At 33.4% G+C, this 23,514-nt stretch carries 25 protein-coding genes; 20 read left to right on the top strand and 5 right to left on the bottom strand.

The annotated features are described in order from the left end of the window. The first annotated feature begins 61 nt into the window (after window positions 1-61). The 18 genes from yqfC to B7R65_RS05710 all read left to right on the top strand — a co-directional run bounded on the left by yqfC (window position 62) and on the right by B7R65_RS05710 (window position 16,398). Window positions 62-343, top strand: a complete 282-nt coding sequence (gene yqfC / locus B7R65_RS05795; protein ID WP_179194785.1) for a sporulation protein YqfC — start codon at window positions 62-64, stop codon at window positions 341-343. 49 nt (window positions 344-392) lie between these two features. Further along, window positions 393-1,580, top strand: a complete 1,188-nt coding sequence (gene yqfD, locus B7R65_RS05790) for a sporulation protein YqfD (RefSeq protein ID WP_088041783.1) — start codon at window positions 393-395, stop codon at window positions 1,578-1,580. A 3-nt stretch (window positions 1,581-1,583) separates the two neighbouring features. After that, window positions 1,584-2,546 (top strand): PhoH family protein, encoded by a 963-nt coding sequence (locus B7R65_RS05785; RefSeq protein WP_088041782.1) that lies wholly within the window; start codon window positions 1,584-1,586, stop codon window positions 2,544-2,546. Window positions 2,547-2,624: 78 nt separating this feature from the next. After that, window positions 2,625-4,730: an HD family phosphohydrolase gene (locus B7R65_RS05780; protein WP_088041781.1), complete on the top strand. Its 2,106-nt coding sequence runs from the start codon at window positions 2,625-2,627 to the stop codon at window positions 4,728-4,730. A 12-nt stretch (window positions 4,731-4,742) separates the two neighbouring features. Then, window positions 4,743-5,216, top strand: coding sequence for an rRNA maturation RNase YbeY (gene ybeY, locus B7R65_RS05775; protein WP_088041908.1), 474 nt, complete (start codon window positions 4,743-4,745; stop codon window positions 5,214-5,216). Then, a complete protein-coding gene (locus tag B7R65_RS05770; protein ID WP_088041780.1) occupies window positions 5,197-5,574 on the top strand; it encodes a diacylglycerol kinase family protein in 378 nt (125 codons plus the stop codon). Before ybeY ends, B7R65_RS05770 begins: the two co-directional genes overlap by 20 nt. A gap of 46 nt (window positions 5,575-5,620) precedes the next feature. Beyond that, a complete protein-coding gene (locus B7R65_RS05765; protein WP_088041779.1) occupies window positions 5,621-6,019 on the top strand; it encodes a cytidine deaminase in 399 nt (132 codons plus the stop codon). Further along, window positions 6,012-6,920 carry a GTPase Era gene (gene era / locus B7R65_RS05760; RefSeq protein ID WP_088041778.1) on the top strand — a complete coding sequence of 303 codons (909 nt, stop codon included), beginning with the start codon at window positions 6,012-6,014 and terminating at the stop codon, window positions 6,918-6,920. Before B7R65_RS05765 ends, era begins: the two co-directional genes overlap by 8 nt. A 316-nt stretch (window positions 6,921-7,236) precedes the next feature. Beyond that, window positions 7,237-7,380, top strand: a complete 144-nt coding sequence (locus tag B7R65_RS05755; protein ID WP_088041777.1) for a YqzL family protein — start codon at window positions 7,237-7,239, stop codon at window positions 7,378-7,380. 28 nt (window positions 7,381-7,408) lie between these two features. After that, a complete protein-coding gene (gene recO / locus B7R65_RS05750) occupies window positions 7,409-8,194 on the top strand; it encodes a DNA repair protein RecO (RefSeq protein WP_088041776.1) in 786 nt (261 codons plus the stop codon). Between the two features lie 108 nt (window positions 8,195-8,302). Next, a complete protein-coding gene (gene ccpN / locus B7R65_RS05745; protein WP_088041775.1) occupies window positions 8,303-8,932 on the top strand; it encodes a transcriptional regulator CcpN in 630 nt (209 codons plus the stop codon). 20 nt (window positions 8,933-8,952) lie between these two features. Continuing rightward, a complete protein-coding gene (locus tag B7R65_RS05740) occupies window positions 8,953-9,765 on the top strand; it encodes a pyruvate, water dikinase regulatory protein (protein ID WP_088041774.1) in 813 nt (270 codons plus the stop codon). Between the two features lie 484 nt (window positions 9,766-10,249). Then, window positions 10,250-12,058, top strand: coding sequence for a DNA primase (gene dnaG / locus B7R65_RS05735; protein ID WP_088041907.1), 1,809 nt, complete (start codon window positions 10,250-10,252; stop codon window positions 12,056-12,058). Between the two features lie 29 nt (window positions 12,059-12,087). Continuing rightward, window positions 12,088-13,206, top strand: a complete 1,119-nt coding sequence (rpoD, locus tag B7R65_RS05730) for an RNA polymerase sigma factor RpoD (protein WP_088041773.1) — start codon at window positions 12,088-12,090, stop codon at window positions 13,204-13,206. Between the two features lie 203 nt (window positions 13,207-13,409). Then, complete coding sequence (locus tag B7R65_RS05725; RefSeq protein WP_088041772.1) at window positions 13,410-13,946, top strand: hypothetical protein; 537 nt, start codon at window positions 13,410-13,412, stop codon at window positions 13,944-13,946. A 156-nt stretch (window positions 13,947-14,102) separates the two neighbouring features. Continuing rightward, complete coding sequence (gene cccA / locus B7R65_RS05720; protein WP_088041771.1) at window positions 14,103-14,459, top strand: cytochrome c550; 357 nt, start codon at window positions 14,103-14,105, stop codon at window positions 14,457-14,459. Window positions 14,460-14,575: 116 nt separating this feature from the next. Then, window positions 14,576-15,283 carry a tRNA (adenine(22)-N(1))-methyltransferase gene (locus B7R65_RS05715; protein ID WP_088041770.1) on the top strand — a complete coding sequence of 236 codons (708 nt, stop codon included), beginning with the start codon at window positions 14,576-14,578 and terminating at the stop codon, window positions 15,281-15,283. After that, complete coding sequence (locus B7R65_RS05710; RefSeq protein ID WP_088041769.1) at window positions 15,280-16,398, top strand: Nif3-like dinuclear metal center hexameric protein; 1,119 nt, start codon at window positions 15,280-15,282, stop codon at window positions 16,396-16,398. The genes B7R65_RS05715 and B7R65_RS05710 overlap by 4 nt, the downstream gene beginning before the upstream one ends. 145 nt (window positions 16,399-16,543) lie before the next feature. Here the strand turns inward: B7R65_RS05710 and B7R65_RS05705 are convergent, their stop codons facing one another. Beyond that, window positions 16,544-17,488, bottom strand: coding sequence for a 4-hydroxy-3-methylbut-2-enyl diphosphate reductase (locus B7R65_RS05705; RefSeq protein WP_088041768.1), 945 nt, complete (start codon window positions 17,486-17,488; stop codon window positions 16,544-16,546). An 81-nt stretch (window positions 17,489-17,569) separates the two neighbouring features. Continuing rightward, complete coding sequence (vrrA, locus tag B7R65_RS05700) at window positions 17,570-18,334, bottom strand: VrrA/YqfQ family protein (RefSeq protein ID WP_088041767.1); 765 nt, start codon at window positions 18,332-18,334, stop codon at window positions 17,570-17,572. Between the two features lie 230 nt (window positions 18,335-18,564). Between vrrA and B7R65_RS05695 the strand changes: the two genes are divergently transcribed. Next, on the top strand, window positions 18,565-19,872 hold the full coding sequence (locus tag B7R65_RS05695; RefSeq protein ID WP_088041766.1) for a DEAD/DEAH box helicase: 1,308 nt from the start codon (window positions 18,565-18,567) through the stop codon (window positions 19,870-19,872). A gap of 223 nt (window positions 19,873-20,095) precedes the next feature. Further along, window positions 20,096-20,989: a deoxyribonuclease IV gene (locus B7R65_RS05685; RefSeq protein WP_088041764.1), complete on the top strand. Its 894-nt coding sequence runs from the start codon at window positions 20,096-20,098 to the stop codon at window positions 20,987-20,989. Between the two features lie 67 nt (window positions 20,990-21,056). Here the strand turns inward: B7R65_RS05685 and B7R65_RS05680 are convergent, their stop codons facing one another. The 3 genes from B7R65_RS05680 to B7R65_RS05670 form a co-directional block, all read right to left on the bottom strand. Further along, the gene (locus B7R65_RS05680) at window positions 21,057-21,356 is read right to left on the bottom strand and encodes a hypothetical protein (RefSeq protein ID WP_088041763.1); all 300 of its coding nucleotides are present in this window, start codon (window positions 21,354-21,356) and stop codon (window positions 21,057-21,059) included. Window positions 21,357-21,478: 122 nt separating this feature from the next. Next, window positions 21,479-21,730, bottom strand: a complete 252-nt coding sequence (locus tag B7R65_RS05675; RefSeq protein ID WP_088041762.1) for a DUF2624 family protein — start codon at window positions 21,728-21,730, stop codon at window positions 21,479-21,481. A 605-nt stretch (window positions 21,731-22,335) separates the two neighbouring features. Next, on the bottom strand, window positions 22,336-23,205 hold the full coding sequence (locus B7R65_RS05670; RefSeq protein WP_256941174.1) for a YitT family protein: 870 nt from the start codon (window positions 23,203-23,205) through the stop codon (window positions 22,336-22,338). Window positions 23,206-23,514 lie beyond the last annotated feature (309 nt).

Raw genomic sequence — 23,514 nt, 5'->3', positions numbered from 1 at the left:
TTTATATCATACGTTCTGAAATTTAATCATAAATATGATATGAAAGGGGGAGGAGTCTATCTTGAAAAGGTTAGCACAAAGTTTAAAAACTTGGATGTCGAGTAAGATGGACTTACCGCCAGATGTACTCCTTGAATTACCTCGTATTACCATGTTAGGTCAATTACATATTTATATTGAAAACCATAGAGGTTTATTAGTTTATTCGGATAAAGAATTGCGTTTATTAATGAAACAAGGTCAGCTTTTGATTAAAGGGAAGGATTTCGTCCTTAAAACGATGCTGCCAGAGGAAATTTTGCTAGAAGGTGTAATTGAACACGTTTATTTTATCAATGAATAACAACTAGAATACACACCATGATCAGTACAAATGAACATGGGGGATAATCATGAAAAATCAATGGGTATCAAATCTTACAGGGATGGTTCAAGTGAAAGTTTTGGGGCTTGGGCCTGAACGTTTTTTAAATGAATGTATGCGAAAAGGAATTCCGTTAAAAAATGTGAAAAAGAGTGGTACGAATTCAATAACATTTACGATTGAGTTAAAAGATTATAAAAGGATCAAAAATATACCTAGAAAGAAAGAGTATAAAGTATATTTTATTGGACGAATTGGTCTACCTTTTGAAATTAGACGAGCATGGAAGTATTTTGGTTTCGTGCTTGGTATTGTTGGTTTTCTTGCTGTACTATTTTTACTTTCTAATATGGTTTGGAGAATTGACGTAAAAGGAGCATCTCCTGAAATTGAATATAAATTACGTAAAGAGTTAAATGAATTAGGGGTAAAAACGGGTGCATCTCAATTTACATTACCAACACTACAATCGATTCAAAAAAAGCTTCAGGATGATAATCCGTCGATTACATGGATTGGTGTGCAATTAAATGGGACTACCTTCCATTTTGAAGTAGTGGAAAAGCATTTACCAAAACCTGAACAAGCGTTAAGACCAAGGCATATTATTGCGAAAGAAGAAGCTGTCATCTCAAGTATGTTCGTAGAAAAAGGGAAACCTTTAGTTACTGCGAATGATTATGTTCATAAAGGTCAAGTTTTAGTTTCAGGTATAATCGGAACGGAAGACCATCCTCAAATCGTCTCTGCAGTTGGAAAAGTTATTGGTGAAGTATGGAGAGAAGAACTCGTCAGTATTCCATTGAATACGTCATTTACTGTTTTGACTGGAGAGAAGAAGAATAGATATTATATCGGAACAAGTCAGCATAAAATAAAATACTGGGGTTTTGATAAAAATAAGTTTACTTCCTTTGAAAAAGAAAGGAATGCATATCAGTTTAAATTTTTAAAATGGAAATTGCCTCTTTTCTTCACAAAAGAATCTATTTTTGAAAGTGATGAAATCGTTAGAACCTATTCGAAAGAAGAGGCGGTTGAAGTAGGGAAGCAAACTGGTAGAAGTGATTTAATGAAAAAGTTAAGTGATGATGCCAAGATTTTACAAGAAAAAGTTTTGCACGAGTCTTTAGACAATGGTAAAGTTAATTTAAGGATATATTATAAAGTTTTAGAAGATATTACTAAAACGAAAACTATTGTTCAAGGGGACTGAATAATGCCAGAACAACTACTAACGATTAATCAACAACTAGAGGATCCAAACGAAGCAATTGCCTTATTTGGTACAAACGATAAACACCTTGAAATTATTGAAAATTTACTTGATGTGAAAATTATCTCTCGTGGTCAATCTGTACAAGTATCTGGTTCGCCTGAGGGTGTAAAAACTGTTGAGGACATTATTCAAGCACTTTTAGAGGTTATTCGAAATGGAGTGAGTATTACATCAAGAGATGTAACTTATTCGATTCAAATGGCTAAACAAGGGAAGCTATCATCTTTTTCTAGGTTGTATGACGAAGAAATTATTAAGAATTCTAAAGGAAAAGCAATTCGCGTTAAAACCTTTGGTCAAAGACATTATCTTCGTGCAATCCAATCAAATGATTTAGTATTCGGAATAGGTCCTGCTGGTACAGGTAAAACATATCTTGCTGTTGTAATGGCTGTTCAAGCGCTGAAAAATAATAAAGTAAGTAAGATCATACTAACTCGACCTGCTGTAGAAGCTGGTGAAAGTTTAGGATTCTTACCTGGCGATTTAAAAGAAAAAGTAGATCCGTATTTAAGACCTTTATATGATGCTCTTCACGACGTACTAGGGCAAGAGCATACAGTACGACTGATAGAAAGAGGTACAATTGAAATTGCACCACTTGCATATATGAGGGGACGGACTTTAGAAGATGCGTTCGTGATTTTAGATGAAGCACAAAATACAACGATGGCTCAAATGAAAATGTTCTTAACACGATTAGGCTTTGGTTCAAAGATGGTTATTACAGGAGATCCTTCACAAATTGATTTACCTAAGGGTGTAAAGTCTGGACTAGTATCAGCGCAATATACGCTAAAAGGTGTCGAAGGAATAGGGATGACTATTCTAGAACAAACTGATGTAGTTCGTCACCCACTCGTTCAAAAAATAATCCAAGCATACGATTTAGCTAACGAATGATTCGTAGTGACCCTACTTTAATTTGATAGGGTCATTTCGTATTTTATCGCTAGGTGCATTACTAGTAAGGGGGAAACAATGAATAAATTGCAAGCATTACTACAAAGATTTAAGAGTCAATCACTTGTCATTTTATTTTGTATCATTACATTGGGCTTAACAAGTTTTCTTCTTTTAATTAGTCATGTTAGACCTGTAAAATACGATATTCAACTTTTATCAATTGCTGATCAGACAATCTATTCTCCGATAACGATTGAGGACAAGGCTGCTACATATAAGAAAAGACAAGAAGCTGCAGCAAGAGTGGAAGATGTTTATAAATATGAGGAAAACTTTACTCAAAACAGAATAGATATCGTAAATTCAATCTTTGATATAGTGACTGAAGTTAAAAGTGAAAACGAAAAAAAAGGTGCAACAGTAAATGGACAAGCATTAATTAATAAAGAGATTAGTGAGGTTAAAGACCGACTTCCTGAAGATATTCGTAAAAACTTTGAAGATAATGTCTTAAGTGCTTTAGTTAAATCTTCACTTGAACAGCTTAATATCACGAAAGCTTCTTTAAATACAGCCATCAATAATGTAATGTCCGATGAAATTACAACGAATCAAATTGAAGAAGCACGAGGAAGATTAAGAACAGAACTCTCTTATGTGAGTGTGAATCCAGCTCTAAGAGATGCGATGATAAAAATCGGTGAGTTTTCGATTGTGCCAAACTACTTTTTTGATGCACAAGATACAAAAGAACGAAAGCGTATTGAGAGTGAAAGTGTAGATAGTGTCTATATTTTACAAGGGCAAGTACTTGTAAAAGTAGGAGAGACAATAACAAAAGAAAAATATGATCAATTAAAGCTAGTTGGATTACTTAAGAGTAATCAATCCATGCAGCCTTATATTGGATTAATTTTGTTAATCGGAGTACTTTTATACTTTGTTTTGAAACAAACTGAATCGTTAAAAGAAAAAGATAATAATTATATTGTTGCTTATTATGGTATTGTAATTTTTACTCTTTTAATTTTAAAAATAGTAAGTTTGTTCCAGAAAATCGAATTTTCGGGGCTAGTCTATGTAGCACCAGTAGCGATTGGTACATTATTAATTAAGTTTTTGTTAGGGAATCGCTATTTAATGGTAACTGCGATTATTTTTTCGATTAGCGGAAGTATTATGTTTAATGCTGAGGTAAATGGTGCCATTAATTACACAACAGGAATCTATATTTTATTTAGTTCGATCGCAGTATTATTTTTAGGTGAAGAACGAAACAAAAGATCGATGATCATTCAAGCAGGTGTCTTAATTTCGTTAGTAAATATAGTAACATTGTCAGCTTTAATTCTTATTCGGAACGGACAGTACTCTCCTGTTGAAATTGGTATTTATTTATTAATGGGACTTACATCTGGTGTGCTTTCGAGTGTTATTACAATGGGGATATTGCCTTTTGTCGAGGATTCATTTGGTATGGTATCTTCTTTTAAATTAATGGAACTCGGTAGTCCTAATCATCCGTTATTACGAAAAATTTTATTAGAAGCACCAGGAACTTATCATCATAGCATTATGGTCGCGAACTTAGCTGAAGGTGCTTGTGAAGCAATTGGTGCAAATGGTTTATTAGCAAGAGTTGGGGCTTATTACCATGATATAGGTAAAACAAATAATCCAGGATTTTTTATTGAAAATCAAATGGGTGGCCACAATCCGCATGACAGAATTAAACCGATCCAAAGTAAAAATATTATTTTAAAGCATGTAAGTGATGGTGTGAAAATACTAAAAAAATATAATTTACCAAAAGATATAATTGATATCGCTGCTGAACATCATGGTACAACTTTATTGAAGTTTTTTTATTACAAGGAAAAAGAATCAAATCCAGAAGTAAAGGAAATTGATTTCCGTTACCCAGGACCTAAAGCTCATACAAAAGAATCGGCAATTGTTGGTATTGCAGATAGTGTAGAAGCAGCCGTTCGTTCGTTAAAAGATCCAGATATGGAAAAAATTGAAGAACTAGTTTCATCAATTATGAATGACAGGCTAAATGATGGACAGTTTGGTATGTGTGACTTAAATTTAAAAGAATTACATATAATTGAAAAATCATTATGTGAAACGCTTCAAGGGACATTTCATTCAAGAATACAGTATCCTGATGAAAGATAAGGTGAGAAAATGATTCAACTAGAAATCGATTTTATTGATGAAACAAACGAGGTATCAGAAGAACAACAATCTGATTTGCAAGGTTTAATTGAATGTGCACTTGAGTATGAAGGTGTAACTGGGGAAGTTGAGATTTCAATCTCATTTGTTGATGATGAGAAAATTCATGAAATAAATAAACAGTATCGTGAAAAAGATCGTGCTACTGATGTAATATCTTTCCCGTTGGAAGAACTAGGTGAAGGTGAAATCGAAATTATTGGAGTGGATTTACCTAGAACTTTAGGGGATATTGTCATTTCGATTCCAACAACAAAAAGTCAGGCGGAGGAATATGGGCATTCGTTCCGTCGTGAGTTAGGATTTTTAGCAGTTCATGGCTGCCTACACTTACTTGGATATGACCATATGAATGAAGCTGATGAAAAAATAATGTTTACAAAACAAAAGGAAATTTTAGAAAAATATGGACTTGAAAGACTTTAAAGGGGCCTCATTACTTAAGTCTTTTGGATTTGCATTCAGTGGTATTTGGACTGTTATAAGATATGAAAGAAATATTAAAATTCACTTATTTGCGACTATAATTGCTATTTCCTTAGCCATTTATTTAAATATTAGTCGCACAGATTGGTTAGTTCTTCTACTAATCATAGCTCTTGTTATTTCTCTTGAACTTATAAATTCTTCAATCGAAGCAGTTGTAGATTTGGCTTCCCCAGAGATACATCCATTAGCTAAAAAAGCAAAAGATGTAGCAGCAGGGGCAGTGTTAGTCGCAGCCATTGTGTCTCTAATTATTGGTGTTTTGCTATTTTTTCCATATTTTACTATACTACGTTAATAAGACCCCACTTTCGTAATTGGGCGATATTAGGAGGTTATATAACATGGATAAACAACAACTAATAAATGAAGCGATAAAAGCTAGAGAAAAAGCATATGTACCATATTCAAAGTTTCAAGTAGGAGCCGCATTACTAACAAAGGATGGTCAAATCATTCATGGTTGTAATGTGGAAAATGCATCGTACGGGCTCACAAACTGTGCTGAACGTACTGCATTATTTAAAGCATATTCAGATGGAATTACAGAATTTACAGCTGTAGCGGTTGTCGCAGATACAAAGGGGCCAATTCCACCATGTGGAGCTTGTCGCCAAGTCTTATTTGAATTATGTGACCCGAATACAGTTGTTTATTTATCAAACTTACATGGAGTTATCCATGAAACTACAGTAAAAGAATTATTGCCAGGAGCATTTACACCGGAGGATTTAAATGAATAAAGAAAGTTATAAATCAGGCTTTGTCTCAATTATCGGAAGACCAAATGTAGGGAAAAGTACATTCCTTAATCGAGTGGTTGGTCAAAAAATCGCTATAATGAGCGACAAGCCTCAAACAACTCGTAATAAAATTCAAGGTGTTTTCACTGAAGATGATGCACAAATTGTTTTCATTGATACACCTGGAATTCATAAGCCCAAGCATAAACTTGGTGATTTCATGGTAAAAGTGGCACAAGATTCGATTAAGGATGTTGATGCTACATTATTTATGATAAATGCCAATGAAGGCTTAGGTCGTGGAGATGAATTTATTATTGAGAAGCTGCAAGGTACACGTAGTCCAGTAATTTTAGTAATTAATAAAATAGATACGATTCACCCTGATGAACTATTTAACTTAATTACAAAATATAAGGATCTATTTGAGTTTGCTGAAATTGTACCTATATCAGCGCTTCAAGGAAATAACGTCGATCGATTACTGCAAGTAATAAAAACGTATTTACCTGAAGGGCCACAATATTATCCTGCGAATCAAGTAACTGATCATCCAGAACGATTTATTATTTCTGAATTAATTCGTGAAAAAGTATTACATCTAACAAGAGAAGAAGTTCCGCACTCAATTGCTGTTATAATAGAGCAAATTGAAAGAAGACCAGAAGGAAATGCGATCTATGTTAATGCTACAATTGTTGTTGAACGTACTTCTCAAAAGGGTATTATTATCGGTAAACAAGGTAGTATGTTAAAAGAGGTTGGAAAACGTGCTAGATTAGATATACAAAACTTACTAGATACGAAAGTATTTTTAGAATTGTGGGTTAAGGTTCAAAAAGATTGGCGTAATCGATTATCTCAATTACGAGACATGGGGTTCCGCGAGGACGAATATTAAATCAGCTGTTTTAATCTATTCGGGGATAATAAAGAGTGAAATAGACTCCTTATTTGATTCAAAGTTGGACAAGCACTTAAGAGTAGGAAGACTCTGATAGAAATAAGTAACTAGTACTCAGTATATACTTGCGCTATCAAAGAATTATTTTCATATTTATTGGAGATTTGCAAGCTTTTTATTTATTTTTTTATTAAATTTTATACACATGAAAAAGGGGAGAGAAGGTCACATTATAAGTAAGCAGGGAAAGTAATGTAATTGGCTATAGGTAATGAGCAATGAGTTGTAGCTATTCTTGAAAGGTGGTTTCTCAATGTTGAATTTTACCTGGGATGTCTTTTCTAAAACTGGAAATGTTGAGACATATTTATTGTTTAAGAAGCTTGAACAGGAACATGTGGATCAGAAAAGTTACATTGAAGAAGAAATAGCTGATATTGATTCCCTACATACTTGACCTTCATCCAAACGGATGGTGAGTTGTATTGTTGCAACGTGTAGAAGGAATTGTTTTACGTGCAAATCCTTATGGTGAATCAAATGTAATCATAACTCTCTTAACAAGAGAATTAGGCAAGATTGGAGTTGTGGCAAGAGGAGCGAAGAAGACTAATAGTCGACTTGCTTCTGTTACACAACTCTTTACATATGGTTCATTTTTAATTCAAAAGGGTTCTGGGTTAGGGACGTTAAGTCAGGGCGAACTAATTGACTCTTTTCGAGATGTAAGGGGCGATTTATTCGCAACTTCTTATGCCTCTATTATTGTTGAACTTACTGACAAAGCCATTGATGAAAAAAAGAATAATCCTTATTTATTCGAGCTAGTTTTACAACTTCTTCAGCATATGAATGAAGGAGCAGACGCAGAGGTCTTAGCTTACTTATTTATGACAAAAATGATACCTGTTCTTGGTTATCCTCCATTCTTTGATAATTGTATTAATTGTCGATGTAGTGCAAATGAAAATGTATTTGTTGCCTTTTCAGTCAAAGAAGGTGGGTTTTTATGTCAACGATGTAAACATACTGATCCTTATGCATACCCTGTAAGTGAGAAGTCGGTAAAACTAATGAGATTGTTTTATCATTTTGATGTAAATCGACTTGGTAAAATAGAAGTTAGTGACCAAACGAAAAAAAACTTACAACAAATATTATTTTCTTATTACGATGAGTACAGTGGTATTTATTTAAAAGCTCGTAAATTTTTAGATCAGTTAAAAGTTATGGATAATTTTTTGAAATCAGATAAAAATTCAGAAACCTAAAGAAGGAAATAGGCTAACTATTTCCTTCTTTGTTTTGTAAATTGTAAAAATAGTATATAATATTTAATTAGAGAGTATAACATATTGGATCGTTAGGGGTGAGGAAAAATAGAACTGACAAAAAGACAAACTCAAATTCTTGAAATTGTTAAATCAAATGGACCAATAACCGGAGAACATATAGCAGATAAATTAGCATTAACTCGAGCTACACTTCGCCCAGATTTAGCTATTCTTACAATGACTGGATTTTTAGAGGCTAGACCTCGAGTAGGTTATTATTACACAGGAAGAACGAGCGGGGCACAAATCATTGAGAAAATCAAAAAACTTACAGTTAAAGATTTTCAGGCTATACCAGTAGTTGTTGATCGGAGTTCTTCAGTTTATGATGCGATCGTTACAATGTTCCTTGAGGACGTAGGAACACTGTTTGTAGTTGATCAAAACTCTGTCTTAACAGGGGTTTTATCTAGAAAAGATTTACTGAGAGCAAGTATTGGTAATAAGGATCTGCATACCTTACCAGTAGATATTATCATGACTAGAATGCCAAACATTACAATTTGCTATAAAGATGATACAATTCATAGTGTAGCAAAGAGTTTAATTGAAAAACAAATTGACGCGGTCCCTGTAGTACGTGAGAGTGAACATGGACTTGAGGTCATTGGCCGATTTACAAAAACAAATTTTACTCGCGCGATAGTAGACATAATGAACAATGATATGTTTTAGTAAAGTTAAGAGGTGAACATATGGGCAATTCAATCGTTTATGTTGTATCTGATTCTGTTGGAGAAACTGCAGAACATGTGGTTAAGGCTGCGATAAGTCAATTTCATCAAAAGTTAGAAATTAGACGGGTACCTTATGTAGAAGATGTAGCAACACTTATTGAAATCGTTCAAGTAGCAAAAGAGAATAATGGAATTATTGTATTTACTTTAGTAAAACCAGATATGAGAGAAGCAATTCTTAAAGAAGCTCAAACGGCAGGTATCATCGCTTATGATTTAATCGGGCCACTAATTGATACACTTGCATCGATTAATAAGCTAGAGCCAAGGAACGAACCTGGTGTTGTTCGAAAGCTCGATGAAGATTATTTCCAACGAATTGAAGCAATTGAATTTGCAGTTAAATATGACGATGGTAGAGATCCAAGAGGGATTGAAAAAGCTGATATCGTTTTAATAGGTGTGTCTAGGACTTCTAAAACACCTCTATCACAGTATTTAGCACATAAAGGTTACAAAGTAGCTAACGTACCTTTAGTTCCAGAGGTGGACCCACCAGAGCAGTTGTACAAAGTTCCGAAAGAGCGTTGTTTCGGATTAATGATTTCTCCAGAAAAATTAAATCATATTCGAAAAGAACGACTAATTTCTTTGGGACTTCATGATGGTGCGAGTTATGCTAATATTGCACGAATTGAAGATGAATTAAAGCATTTTAATACAGTTGTTAATAAAATTGGTTGTCAAATCGTTGATGTTTCTAGTAAAGCGGTTGAAGAATCAGCAAATGTTATATTAAGCCATTATTATCAAAACAAGCACATTAGATAATTCTAATGTGTTTTCATATTTTTTAGAACAATTAACGTAATACTTAAATAATAATTTGTTTAAGCTTATTGCTAGATTTCCATAATGAAATAGATTATAATAAAAAATTGTATGAAAAGAGTTAATAATAGGTTTAACTTTTTATACTTACGAATAAACTATGAATATGTGCTTCCTAGATAATTCAAGTTTTTTCAAGTAGGAAATAAAACTACATAAATCGATACATGTTTTGAAGGAATTACAAAAGACATGTAGAAATTAATCATAAGCAATAAATAAATGGGTTTGGAATAAACCGAAACTAGCAGTTAAATGCAATGCTTATGAACTACTGTAGAATTTTTGTTAGATAATTATTACTACTTTTAAAGCTCGATAAGAGTAAATTCGATGAGAGAATAAAACTAAGAGAAAATAGTTGTCGAAACTTGAAGGAATACAGCGAGTTTTATCGAATAAAATAGTATATGGAGCTGTCAGTATGGGAAACAGAATTCCCGATGAACTTGTTGAACAGGTTCGTCAGTCAATAGACATAGTTGATGTAGTGAGTGAATATGTTCCTTTGAAGAAACAAGGAAGAAACTATTTTGGACTATGTCCATTTCATGGAGAAAGCACACCGTCTTTTTCGGTATCTCCTGAGAAACAAATTTTCCATTGTTTTGGTTGTGGTGCTGGTGGAAACTCTATTTCCTTTATCATGCAGCTTGAAGGTTTGAATTTTCAAGAATCTGTTCAGCAGCTCGCACAGAAAGTAAATATCACTCTACCTTCAGATACGATTGACACTGTGAAAAATCCGCAATCTACTGAGCAGGCAATAATGCATGAAGCTCATGAGTTTGTCAAAAAGTATTATCATCACTTGCTATTAAACACAGCAGAAGGTAAACAGGCGTTAGAATACCTAATCAATAGAGGCATAACAAAAGATGAAATTAAACATTTTGAGTTAGGCGTTGCTCTAGACTCATGGGATGCTGTAACAAAGGTATTAGAAAAACGTGGTTATTCCATGCCAATCATGGAAAAAGCTGGACTGGTTGTGAGAAATGAGCGTGATGGGAATTATTATGATCGATTTCGTAATCGAATAATTTTTCCAATCCATAATCATCAAGGTAAGATTGTTGCATTTAGCGGAAGAATAATGGGTGAAGGTTCACCAAAATATTTAAATAGTCCGGAATCTACAATCTTCCATAAAGGTAAATTATTATATCACTACTATCAAGCTAAAAGCGTCATGCGAAAGCAAAACCGAGCAATCTTGATGGAAGGTTTTGCAGATGTTATCTCAGCATTTACTGCTGGTGTACATGATGCGGTTGCTACCATGGGAACTTCTTTAACAGAGGATCAAGCGAAAGTTTTAAAGACATCAGTTGATAAAATTATCATTTGTTATGACTCCGATCAGGCGGGTATACATGCAACTGAAAAGGCTGCAAATATTCTTCAAAAAGAAGGATTCACAATTAAGGTTGCGCAAATGCCAGATGGGTTAGATCCAGACGAATACATAAAACAATTTGGTGCTGAAAAATTTAATACCTCTATTATTGAAGCTAGTGTATCATTAATGAGTTTTAAAATGCAATATCATCGAAAAGGAAAAAATCTTTTAGATGAAACTGTAAAATTTCAGTATATTAAAGAGATGCTACAGGAAATTGCTAAACTAAGTCAACTCATTGAACAAGATTATTACTTAAATCAACTCTCAAAAGAGTTTTCTATCTCAATTGAAGTACTTAAGAAGGAATTTGGACAATATAGTAATCAGGCAAATCGTATATCAAATGTAACAGAAGTAAAAACTGATATCAAACGCGATATTACTACTAAGACACTATTACCTGCACACGTTCGTGCTGAGCAAATATTATTAGCACATATGTTAAATAGTATGGAAGTGACTGAAAAGGTAAGGCAGCAATATCAGGGTCTATTCTACAATAATGATTATTCCGAGATTATAATCCATCTTTATGCTTATTATGAAGAGGGCAATGAGTCTAATATTAGTAAATTTATGAATTACCTTCCTTCAAAAAGGTTACTTGAAGTAGTTTCAAAAATTGTCAATTTACAGATAGCACCTGAACTAACTGAGCGAGAGTTAAAGGATTATTTAGAAGCATTAAACAACTATGATAAGCAACAACGTATCCGTGAAAAAGAAATAGACTTAAAAAAGGCTGAACGTGAAGGAGATTTTGTAAAAGCTGCAACTATACTCCAACAAATTACGCATTTAAGGTCTAGTATGAAATATGTTAAATGATTCGCGAACTTTTCGAAGGAGGGGAACAGATGGCTGATAAATCGGCTCGTTCTAAAGATACTGAAACAGAAGTAACACTTGATCAGGTAAAAGCACAATTAATTGAAAATAGTAAAAAACGTGGTGTAATTACTTATGAAGAAATTGCAGATCGCTTAAATGGATTTGAAATTGATTCAGATCAGCTAGAAGAATTCTATGAGCAATTAGGTGAACAAGGCATTGATATTGTAGGTGATGCTGAAGATGAGCCTAGAGGTACTCAATTAGAAAAAGAAGAGGAATTTGATTTAAATGATTTAAGTGTTCCTCCTGGTGTGAAAATTAATGATCCAGTACGTATGTACTTAAAAGAAATAGGTCGTGTAGACTTACTTTCTGGACAAGACGAAATAAATTTAGCAAAGCGTATTGAAGAAGGCGATGAAGAAGCGAAACGCCGTCTAGCTGAAGCAAATTTACGTTTAGTTGTAAGTATTGCAAAACGTTATGTTGGGCGTGGAATGTTATTCCTTGATCTTATTCAAGAAGGTAATATGGGATTAATCAAAGCTGTAGAAAAATTTGATTACCGAAAAGGCTACAAATTTAGTACATATGCTACTTGGTGGATTCGTCAAGCAATTACACGTGCAATTGCTGACCAAGCAAGAACGATTCGTATTCCAGTTCATATGGTTGAAACAATTAATAAATTAATTCGTGTTCAACGTCAATTACTTCAAGATTTAGGTCGTGAGCCATCTCCTGAAGAAATTGGTGAAGAAATGGATTTACCACCAGAAAAGGTAAGAGAGATTTTAAAAATTGCTCAAGAGCCAGTATCACTTGAAACTCCTATTGGTGAAGAAGATGATTCACACTTAGGTGATTTCATTGAAGACTCAGAAGCTACTTCTCCAGCAGAACATGCTGCTTATGAAATGTTAAAAGAACAGCTTGAAGATGTTCTTGATACACTTACTGATCGTGAAGAAAATGTATTACGTTTACGATTTGGTTTAGATGATGGACGTACTCGTACTTTAGAAGAAGTTGGTAAAGTTTTTGGTGTAACTAGAGAACGTATTCGTCAAATCGAAGCAAAGGCACTTCGTAAATTACGTCACCCAAGCCGCAGTAAACGTCTTAAAGACTTCTTAGAATAAAATAGATAAAAGTTTATCCATATGGGTAAACTTTTTTTCTTGTATGAGTAAACATGAAAACAGTTTAAATAGTAAATTTGACATGTTAAATTTTTTGTCAAAACAAATCGAATGTCCATACACAAAATCCTTAGGAAATGCTATGCTGATAACAAAGTGTGATTTTTCAGAAATTTTTAAAGCTAATCCTTGGAGGATGCTATATGGATGCACAAAGAAAACAAATTATTTTAAAAGAAATAAATTTTTGGAAAGAAAATCGTATGCTTCCTGAACAATACTGCAATTATTTATTAAGTATCTATTCGGAAGGAGAATCTAAGGATAATTCAAATAAATTTGGTTATCATAAATTATGGGCACTTCTAGGAGTTATTCCACTCTTTATCATTCCATTAGTAACCTATTTACTTTATTTTACAGAATTGTCTTTAAATTTGCAAATACTCATTTTTCCAATTATTTTTCTTTTATTAATCATAAGTTCAGTGCTTTTGACTTATAAAAAGTTAATTTGGAGACATTTTTCCTATGTTGTCATTGCAATTATTTGCTTGGAATTGATAGTAGAATGGGTAGGATCGATTACGAATCTTTCACCAATCATATTAGGGTGTATATTATTCGCTAATTGTCTTATATGGATCGTAATTGGTTTCCTAAAAAAACTTACTTATTTTATTTATTCAGGGGTGAGCTTAATTATTTTTTATATTATCTTTTTACTATTTACAATGTAACGCTTGTTAATAGTAATGGAGCAGGAATTTGTGTAATCGTTTAACTATTTTTAAATTTATCCAATATAATACTTTTTTTATTGTTTTTAATCGTATACAATAATAATGTTATAGTAATTAACTATTTTTTTAAGGGGTTACATAAGGGGGATCATAATGAAACGAAATCCATTAATTCCTTTTGCTCTAATTGCAGCACTAGGAATCGTAGTAATGCTTCTAATTTCATTAAAAGGGGCAAAACAAGCAGACGAAATAGCAAAAGGCGGAAAGCCAGACAAAGCAGCAGTTGCCACTAAGCCAGATCAAATATATGCGCAAACATGTGTTAGCTGTCACGGTGATCAATTACAAGGGGTAGTTGGACCTAACTTAACTAAAGTTGGTGCAAAATACTCTGAAGATGAAATCAAAGACATCTTAAAAAATGGTAAAGAAGGCGGAATGCCAGCAGGCTTAGTATCTGGAGCACAATTAGATGCAGTAGCTAAATGGTTATCTGAGAAAAAATAAGCATAGTAAATGACCTTTTCAAATTGGAAAGGTCATTTTTATTTTCTATATTAGGTTTCTTTTCTTTTTTAGTGTAAAATATTGTAATGAAAATAATATGAAATGGTGATTTTGTTATGAATGAAGTAAATTTATCAATGCGTTTAAAGAGAGTGTACGATTATATTCCAGAAGGCACGAAATTAGCTGATATTGGCTCTGATCATGCTTACTTACCTTGTTATGCAGTTTTAAATAAAAGAAGTGTATCCGCAATCGTAGGTGAAATAACAGAGGGGCCGTTTAATTCTGCTCGTTCAACAATTCGTCAAAGTGGTTTAGAAGGTATTGTTGAAGCTAGAATGGGTGATGGATTAGAAGTGTTAACGCCAAATGAAGTCGATGTCATTACAATCGCAGGAATGGGTGGCTCCCTAATCGCAAGTATTTTAGAAAATGGAAAAGATAAACTTGTAGGTGTTGAAACATTAGTTCTTCAACCAAATATCGGAGCTTATCAAATTCGTAACTGGTTAGATAAAGAAGGATATTCTCTTGTAGATGAAGATATAGTAGAAGAAGACGGAAAGATCTACGAAATATTAGTAGGTTCAAAATCAAATCCCGTTAATGCATATTCTGATAATAAGGATATGGAATTGTTTATTGGACCGTTTTTAATAAAAAATCAAAATGAAGCTTTTCGTAAAAAGTGGGAACATGAAAAGAACAACTTTGAAAGAATTCTTTCACAGCTAGAATCTGCAAAACAAACAGATGAATCTGTTCAGAAAATAAAAGAAATAGCGCAAAAGATTGAATGGATAAAAGAGGTGCTTTCATGAAATCTATTAACGGTCATCAACTAGTTCAACAGTTTGAAGAACTATTTCCAAAACATTTGGCAGAAGAAGGAGACCCGAATGGACTTCAAATCGGTACTTTGTCCATCCAGGTGAATAAAGTATTAATTGCACTAGATGTAACGAAAGAAGTTGTGGAAGAAGCTATATCAATCGGTGCAAATTTTATTATAGCTCATCATCCAATTATTTATAGACCTCTTAAAAAAATAGCAACTGATACAGAAGCGGGTAAAATTGTAGAATTATGTATTAAACATGATATTTCAGTATTTGCAGCGCACACAAATGTCGATATTGCAGAAACCGGTGTAAGTGATTTTTTAGCAGAAGCATTACAGTTAGAAAATACTAGTGTGTTAGCACCTACTTATGTAGAAAAAATAATTAAACTAGTTGTATTTGTTCCAAAAACTCATGAAGAAGACGTGAGAAAAGCACTTTGTGAAGCCGGAGCAGGTGCCATAGGGAATTATAGCCACTGTACATTTAACTCAGAAGGTAAAGGTACATTTTTACCGTTAGAAGGAACTCAACCATTCATCGGACAAACTGGACAGATTGAACAAGTTGTTGAAATAAAGATTGAAACAATTGTTCCTGAGTCCAAGTTGAAAACTGTTTTAAAATCAATGATTAAGGCGCATCCGTATGAAGAAGTAGCTTATGATACATATGTTTTAGAAAATGAAGGTAAAACGTACGGAGTAGGTAGAATAGGTACATTAAAAGAAGAGTTTACTCTTGAAGAATTTGCACACTATGTAAAAGAGCGATTAGATTTAAAAGGTGTCCGTGTAGTTGGTAATTTAGATGATAAAATAAAAAAGGTTGCCATTGTTGGTGGAGATGGCAATAAATTTGCTTACCATGCTAAACGACATGGTGCAGATGTTTATTTAAGTGGTGATATATATTACCATGTTGCACAAGATTGGAAAATGCTTAATTTAAATATCGTTGACGCTGGTCACAATATCGAAAAAGTTATGAAACTAGGTGTAAAAGGACTATTAGACAAAAAACTTAAGGAAAATAAGTTGTCTTGTGAGATAATCGCCTCAGCTATTCATACTGATCCATTTGTATTTATTTAATTTATTGTCTAGTTATATTAATTTCCTATTTAGAAATGTGGACTAGACAGAGTCGACTCAGAATGTAAAAAGGGACTTCCTTTCTATTACTGAGATATAGAACTATTATTTGTTATAATAAAAAATCGCCCTTAAAGGGCGATTTTTAGTCTTTAATTCGAACTTTTGGAAGTATGCGGCTCAATTCAACATTTGATTTCAAGTTCCAAGTACTATCATCTTTTGGATCAAAATTTTCTAAGAAAGTAACTACTTCGCGAGTGATTGGAGTAGGTGTAGAAGCTCCTGATGTCACTGCAACTGTTTCAACACCTTCAAGCCATTTTAGTTGAAGCTCAGAAATATCGGAAATTCGATACGCTTTCGTGCCTGCTATTTCATGTGATACTTGAGCTAGACGATTTGAGTTATTACTCATTGGATCTCCAACAACGATTGTCAAATCCGCTTGAACAGCTTGTTCAGCTATTGCTTCTTGACGTACTTGTGTCGCCATACAAATTTCTTTGTGAACATGTGCAGTTGGATACTTTTTAATTGCATATTGGATTAAGTCTACTACATCCCATTGACTCATCGTCGTTTGGTTCGTAATGATAATCTTATCTGTCGGAATATTTAACTCATCGATATCAGATTTATTTTGAATTAAATGTACGATATCTGGTGCAATTCCTACTGCTCCCTCAGGTTCAGGATGCCCTTTTTTACCAATATAAATAAAGTGGTATCCTTCAGCCATTCGATCCTTAATTAAATCATGTGTTTTGGTCACGTCAGGACAAGTTGCGTCAATTGTAGTAAGACCTTTTTTTATTGCTCGTGATTTAACTTCTGGCGAAACACCATGTGCTGTAAAAATGACAGTACCTTTATCGATTTTGTCAAGTATATCTAAACGGCTCGGACCATCTAAAGTAATGATACCTTCCTCTTCAAATGCATCTGTAACATGTTTATTGTGAACAATCATTCCAAGTATATAGATTGGTCTTGGTAGTGATGGATCCTTTGCAGCATTTCTAGCAATAACCATTGCATCTACAACTCCGTAGCAATAGCCTCGTGGGGTAACTTTAATAACTTTCATGGAGTAGCCCCTCCTTTATAATATTATGTTCATTTTTATTATAAAGGAGGGAGATGGTAGTATACAAAGGAAAATGATTTTTTACATAAACAATTTTGGTTTAGGATTCATACTATCTTCTTTTTTTTCAGGAACATCAATTGATTCAAGCTCAATATCTTTTATGATTTTTCGTTTTTTTTTCATTTCAGGTGATGAAGATTTACTATTTGTTTCTTTGTTTTTATCGCTTTTTTTTGTTTCACCTGGATCATCAGTATTAACTGCTTTAAAAATTTTATATAAAGACGGTAGGTTTTTAACAGCTGGCCCATACTGTTGAATCATTGGCGTAACTTGTTGCGCAGTTTGAACAGCACGTTGCATACCACCAATAATACCTGTAATTGAAGTATCTCCACCTAACATACGGGAAAAGAAACCAGGACTTTCGCTTTCTTTTTTTTCAGGTGGTTGCCCTGTCATTGGATATTGACTTTGCACAGCTGATTGTTGTTGATATCCATTACTTTGATGAGACTGAATGACGGGTTGATTTTGAAAAGGAACGGGTTGTAATAATTTATTTTGGTTATATTGTAACTGTGGCTGTTGTGCTACAGGATGTTGATAATAAACTTGTTGAGGTGCTAGTGGTTGTTGTGAAGGCGGAAAGTAGTTCTGTTGGTATGGATATTGACTAGGTTGTGGTAAAGGGTATGGTGGACGTTGTTGAAATTGCGGTCTCATATCATATGGATTTTGTAGATTAGGATTGTGCTGTTGATATCCCAAATAAGGATTAGGTCCGTACATTTGATTAAATTGAGGTTGTTTCTTTTTCTTAAATTTATCAAGTAACCCCATTCTAACAAACCTCCTTTCAAAATACTCTTTATTACTTAGGCTATGCACTAACTTTGAAATGGTTAGTATAGGACAGTCAAAAAATTAAAATGATAAGATAAAAGGAAAGGCCGTAACATTAGGTAGCTTTTATCTATGCAACTATTGTATAATAGATAATTGTAGCTATTTCGTTTGAGGAAATTGTTTCCTCCATTATATAGAAAGTTCAAATTAAGAAGGTGAAATTTATGTCAATATCATTTAAAAGTTATAATTTAAAGCCATTTATTTTGGAAGCGATAGAGAAAAAACACTTTGCGGAACCGACAGAAATTCAACAAAAAATCATTCCACAAGTGAAGACTGGTAGAAGTGTAATTGGACAATCTCAAACTGGGTCTGGAAAAACACATGCATATTTACTTCCAACGATTAACACGCTGGATGCATCAGTTGATCAAGTCCAATTAGTTATTACTGCTCCTACACGTGAACTAGCAACACAGATCTATAAGGATGTTCAAGCAATCATTGAATGTTGCCCTGAAGATCAACAGCTAACTGCAAAAAATTTCGTTGGTGGAACAGATTACAAACGTACGGTTGAGAAATTAAAAAAACAACCTCATATTGTTATCGGTACTACAGGTCGTATTAAAGACTTAGTGAATGATAATGTTTTATTAGTTCATACAACAAAATATTTAGTTGTAGATGAAGCGGATTTAATGCTTGATATGGGATTCATTCATGACGTGGACCAAGTTGCATCAAAAATGCCAAAGCATTTACAAATGCTAGTATTCTCTGCGACAATTCCAGAAAAACTTAAGCCGTTTATGAAGAAATATATGGATAATCCAGAACATATCCATATAAACCCAAAACAATTATCAGCACAGCAAATCGAGCATATAATTGTTCCTAGCCGTCATAAAGACAAAGTGAGAATGGCGAAGGATATTTTGTTAAGCTGCCAACCTTATTTGGCGATCATCTTTACGAATACAAAGAAAAAAGCTGAAGAAGTTGCAACTCAGTTATCATCATATGGTCTTAAAGTTGGCCAGATTCATGGTGACTTAAGTCCTCGTGAACGTAAAAAAATGATGAAGCAAATCCAAGATTTAGAATTCCAATATATTGTAGCTACAGATTTAGCTTCTCGTGGAATCGATATTGAAGGTGTTAGTCATGTTATTAATATTGAGTTGCCTGATGACTTAGATTTTTATGTTCACCGTGTTGGTCGTACTGGTCGTGCAAACTTCTCAGGAGTAGCAATTACAATTTATGATCAAGAAGATAATCAAGCATTAGATAGACTTCAAGATCGTGGCATAATGTTTGAGCATCGTGAACTAAAGAATGGCGAATGGGTTGAATTAGGTCCTCGTGCAAAACGTAAACTTCGTAAGAAAACGGATCATACGCTAGACCTTACTGCTACAAAAGCAATTAAAAAGCCATCAAAAGTAAAACCGGGCTATAAACGTAAATTAAATGAGCAACGTGAATCATTTAAACAGCGTGTAAAGAAAAAAACTAGTAGATAAGAAAAGTGGTAGGAGTTTGTTCAACCCTGACAAGCATAAGCCCAAACCTAATAAAGGTTGTTTTTCACCTTTATTGGGTTTGGGTTATGACCTCGAGGGGCTAACTCCTAAAACTAGAAATTTGAATATGGAAAAGAGAGACTATTTAAGTCTCTCTTTTTTTCATTTTGTGTACGGCGTGGTACAATGGAGATTATGATAATTAAGCTAGGAGTTGACTGTTATGTTACGAATTGGATCACATGTTTCAATGAGCGGAAAAAAGATGTTTTTAGCAGCAAGTGAAGAAGCGGCAAGCTATGGTGCAAATACTTTTATGGTATATACAGGTGCACCTCAAAATACACGTCGAAAAGCGATTGAAGATTTAAATATTGAAGCTGGATTAAAGCATATGGCTGAAAATGGAATTGCTGATATTGTTGTCCATGCACCATATATAATCAATATTGGTAACACAACAAATCCTGCGACATATGAATTAGGCGTTGAATTTTTACAAAAAGAAATTGATCGAACAGCTGCATTAGGTGCTAAACAAATCGTCTTACATCCAGGTGCTCATGTTGGTGCAGGAGAAGATGCAGGTATTGCTCAAATAATTAAAGGTTTGAATGAAGTATTAACAGCTGATACTCCAGTTCAGATTGCACTCGAAACAATGGCTGGAAAAGGTTCTGAATGTGGAAAATCGTTTGAAGAAATCGCAAGAATTATGGAAGGTGTTCATTTCAACGATAAATTATCCGTTTGTTTCGATACTTGCCATATAAATGATGCAGGTTATGATATCGTAAATGACTTTGATGGGGTTCTACAACAATTTGATCAACTAGTAGGAATTGATAAAATAAAAGTCCTTCATATTAATGATAGTAAAAATCCAGCAGGTAGTCGTAAAGACCGTCACGAAAATATTGGTTTCGGTTCTATTGGATTTAAAGCACTGAATTATATCGTTCATCATCCTCAATTGATAGATATACCAAAAATACTTGAAACTCCATATGTTGGAGAAGATAAAAATAATAAAGTAGCACCATATAAACTTGAAATCGAAATGTTCCGTAACCAAGAATTTAACGAAAATTTGATTCAACAATTATTAAATTCTTAGTATTAATCTCCGATTGAGTTAAGAATGAAATTAAGAACCCCCAACTTATAAAAGTTGGGGGATTTTATTATAATTCAGTTTCAACAATTTTCTTAAGTTTACTATCCATATACGAAGCGATAATCTTGCCATCTTTTATTCGTTTAACAGTAACAACATGATTAATATGTTCCTCGTTATGGTCATCCAAAAATAATAATTTAATATAGACCACATGGGCCTTATCACGTTCAATTAAACTACTTGCGATATTTAGAGCTAAGCTGTGACTTAAGTCATCCATATGAAAGACGTGTTTAAACTTTACTTCATCCTGGGTTTCTTTATCAAGATAAATAATTTCATAATGTAGCTCATGTAAATCCATACTAATCCCTCTCATTTCGTTTTGGAATTGGTGCAATTTCGGTGTATGAGAATTATATGACGTTTGAAATGAGTAGAGTAGTTAATTAACAGTTTTTAATCAACTTTTTAACCAAGCTTAAGTTAACCTAATTTTTGAAAAATCGTGTCAATCTGTTGTGCTGTTCCTGTGGAAGTAACATTTGCAATTTGAGTTAGTAATTGTTTTCTTTGTGTAAGATCATAAATATTAATGTTTTTGCCATTCATCAATACAGCTATTTTATTAGCTTGATCAGGAGTAATAGTTACTTGGTATTGTTGACTTAGTTTTAATAATTCTTTAGGTGTAATGCCGTTGACTTTTTTATTAATGATAGTTTGAATGATGTTCATGTCATTCCTCCTCTAGGATGTCGATATATTCATCTATTCATTTTATGAAGAGTATTGTTATTTCATGAACTTTGATTATAAAGATAATAAAAACTATGAAAATAGAGTGAATAATTTTTTGAGTATTCTTAGTTGATTTCCGCTTCAGGATGCTCGCTTTCCGTGGGACGGGCGATGAGCCTCCTCGGCGTATTACACCTTGCGTGAGTCTCATCTTTCCCGTATCTCCCACAGGAGTCAAGCACCTTTCGCTCCAATTAACATGTTCATCAACTACTGTTTGATTTTATAAACATTAATCTAATTAAAACTAGTCACAAAATAAGCTGTATCCTTAACTTTGAAACTATAATAAGAGTGATCTTAGTTGATTTCCACTTCAGGATGCTTGCTTTCCGTGGGACGAGCGATGAGCCTCCTCGGCGTAAAACGCCTTGTGTGAGTCTCACCTATTCCGTATCTTCCACAGGAGTCAAGCACCTTTCGCTCTAATCAACATGTTCAGCGTTTTTAAAAAAAGTGTATAAAAAAAGATAAAAGCTTGAAATCAGTTAAGACTTCATGCTTTTATCTTTTTAAATTTTTCTGTTTTATAAGATTTTTGATTAATGGATTGCTTTTTTCTTAAACTTTCCACCTTTAACATCTGCAATATTACCAATAGCGACAAATGCATTTTCATCAAAATCTTCAACAATTGATTTTAGCTTAGCTTCTTCAAGTCGAGAGATGACAGTGAAGATAATCTTTTTATCCTCACCCATAAATCCACCTTCACCATGAAAGTATGTAACGCCTCGACCCAAGCGCGCGTTTAAGGCATCACCAATTTCTTTGTCGTTATCACTAATGATCCACACAGACTTTGTATCTTGGAATCCTTCAATTGTTAGGTCAATTGTTTTGAATGCTACATAATAGGCAATTAATGAATACATAGCATTGTCCCATCCAAATACGAAGCCCGCACTTCCAAGAATAAATACATTAAATGTCATAACAACTTCACCGATTGAAAATGGTGTTGTTTTTGTTAATAAAATACCGATAATTTCGGTTCCGTCAAGTGAACCACCATAACGGATTACTAATCCTACACCAATTCCTAAGCCAAGGCCACCAAATAATGCTGCTAATAACGGGTCCGAAGTTAAGTGTGGAATGTCTTTAAAAAGAGTTGTAAAGACTGATAATAAACTAATTCCAAATAAAGTTGAAATAGCAAATGTTTTACCGATTTGTTTATATCCTACTAAAACAAATGGTAAATTTAATATGAATAGAAAAATACCGAGATTAATCGAAGTAATATGAGAGAGGATCAAAGAGATACCTACAATTCCACCATCAATGATATCAGTTGGAATAAAGAATGCTTTTAAGCATAATGCCATAATTGCAGCACCTAAAGTTATAAAAAACCCCCGTTTAAAAATTTTGAAATTTGAAAGCCTTCGATGTGTAATTGCGTTCAAAAAACCACCTCTTTATCTATATTTATAGATTAATTGTAACATATTGTATTTTTTGTCACATAGTGAAAAGCCTTGAAATATTAAAAAAAGATTAGAAAAAAACATCAGAAAAGTGTCATTTTATGAATTGAAAATCGATAAATAAAAAAGAGATGTGTTGTCTATGAAATAAAAATGGATAACAATTTCTACGATAGTAAAATCGATTACGAATAGCCAAGTATTCTTTGTTTACAAATAAGTTGGATTCTCTTATACTAAATAAATTGAGTCAAAACGTAATTATTCCTAAATAGATGAAGGTGTATA

The sequence above is a fragment of the Bacillus sp. EAC genome (genome assembly GCF_002156875.1).
GTDB lineage: Bacteria > Bacillota > Bacilli > Bacillales > Bacillaceae_G > Gottfriedia.
Note: the sequence above shows the minus strand (reverse complement) of the source record. Positions and strands in the feature narration are given on the sequence as shown.

Coding starts and splice junctions, on each gene's coding strand:
- cccA (WP_088041771.1), top strand. CDS start 14,103: ATGAAACGAAATCCATTAATTCCTTTTGCTCTAATTGCAGCACTAGGA.
- dnaG (WP_088041907.1), top strand. CDS start 10,250: ATGGGAAACAGAATTCCCGATGAACTTGTTGAACAGGTTCGTCAGTCA.
- B7R65_RS05675 (WP_088041762.1), bottom strand. CDS start 21,730: ATGAACATCATTCAAACTATCATTAATAAAAAAGTCAACGGCATTACA.
- era (WP_088041778.1), top strand. CDS start 6,012: ATGAATAAAGAAAGTTATAAATCAGGCTTTGTCTCAATTATCGGAAGA.
- B7R65_RS05680 (WP_088041763.1), bottom strand. CDS start 21,356: ATGGATTTACATGAGCTACATTATGAAATTATTTATCTTGATAAAGAA.
- B7R65_RS05780 (WP_088041781.1), top strand. CDS start 2,625: ATGAATAAATTGCAAGCATTACTACAAAGATTTAAGAGTCAATCACTT.
- B7R65_RS05740 (WP_088041774.1), top strand. CDS start 8,953: ATGGGCAATTCAATCGTTTATGTTGTATCTGATTCTGTTGGAGAAACT.
- rpoD (WP_088041773.1), top strand. CDS start 12,088: ATGGCTGATAAATCGGCTCGTTCTAAAGATACTGAAACAGAAGTAACA.
- B7R65_RS05785 (WP_088041782.1), top strand. CDS start 1,584: ATGCCAGAACAACTACTAACGATTAATCAACAACTAGAGGATCCAAAC.
- B7R65_RS05715 (WP_088041770.1), top strand. CDS start 14,576: ATGAATGAAGTAAATTTATCAATGCGTTTAAAGAGAGTGTACGATTAT.
- B7R65_RS05685 (WP_088041764.1), top strand. CDS start 20,096: ATGTTACGAATTGGATCACATGTTTCAATGAGCGGAAAAAAGATGTTT.
- B7R65_RS05765 (WP_088041779.1), top strand. CDS start 5,621: ATGGATAAACAACAACTAATAAATGAAGCGATAAAAGCTAGAGAAAAA.
- B7R65_RS05705 (WP_088041768.1), bottom strand. CDS start 17,488: ATGAAAGTTATTAAAGTTACCCCACGAGGCTATTGCTACGGAGTTGTA.
- B7R65_RS05770 (WP_088041780.1), top strand. CDS start 5,197: ATGGACTTGAAAGACTTTAAAGGGGCCTCATTACTTAAGTCTTTTGGA.
- B7R65_RS05725 (WP_088041772.1), top strand. CDS start 13,410: ATGGATGCACAAAGAAAACAAATTATTTTAAAAGAAATAAATTTTTGG.
- B7R65_RS05710 (WP_088041769.1), top strand. CDS start 15,280: ATGAAATCTATTAACGGTCATCAACTAGTTCAACAGTTTGAAGAACTA.
- vrrA (WP_088041767.1), bottom strand. CDS start 18,334: ATGGGGTTACTTGATAAATTTAAGAAAAAGAAACAACCTCAATTTAAT.
- B7R65_RS05695 (WP_088041766.1), top strand. CDS start 18,565: ATGTCAATATCATTTAAAAGTTATAATTTAAAGCCATTTATTTTGGAA.
- yqfD (WP_088041783.1), top strand. CDS start 393: ATGAAAAATCAATGGGTATCAAATCTTACAGGGATGGTTCAAGTGAAA.
- B7R65_RS05755 (WP_088041777.1), top strand. CDS start 7,237: ATGTTGAATTTTACCTGGGATGTCTTTTCTAAAACTGGAAATGTTGAG.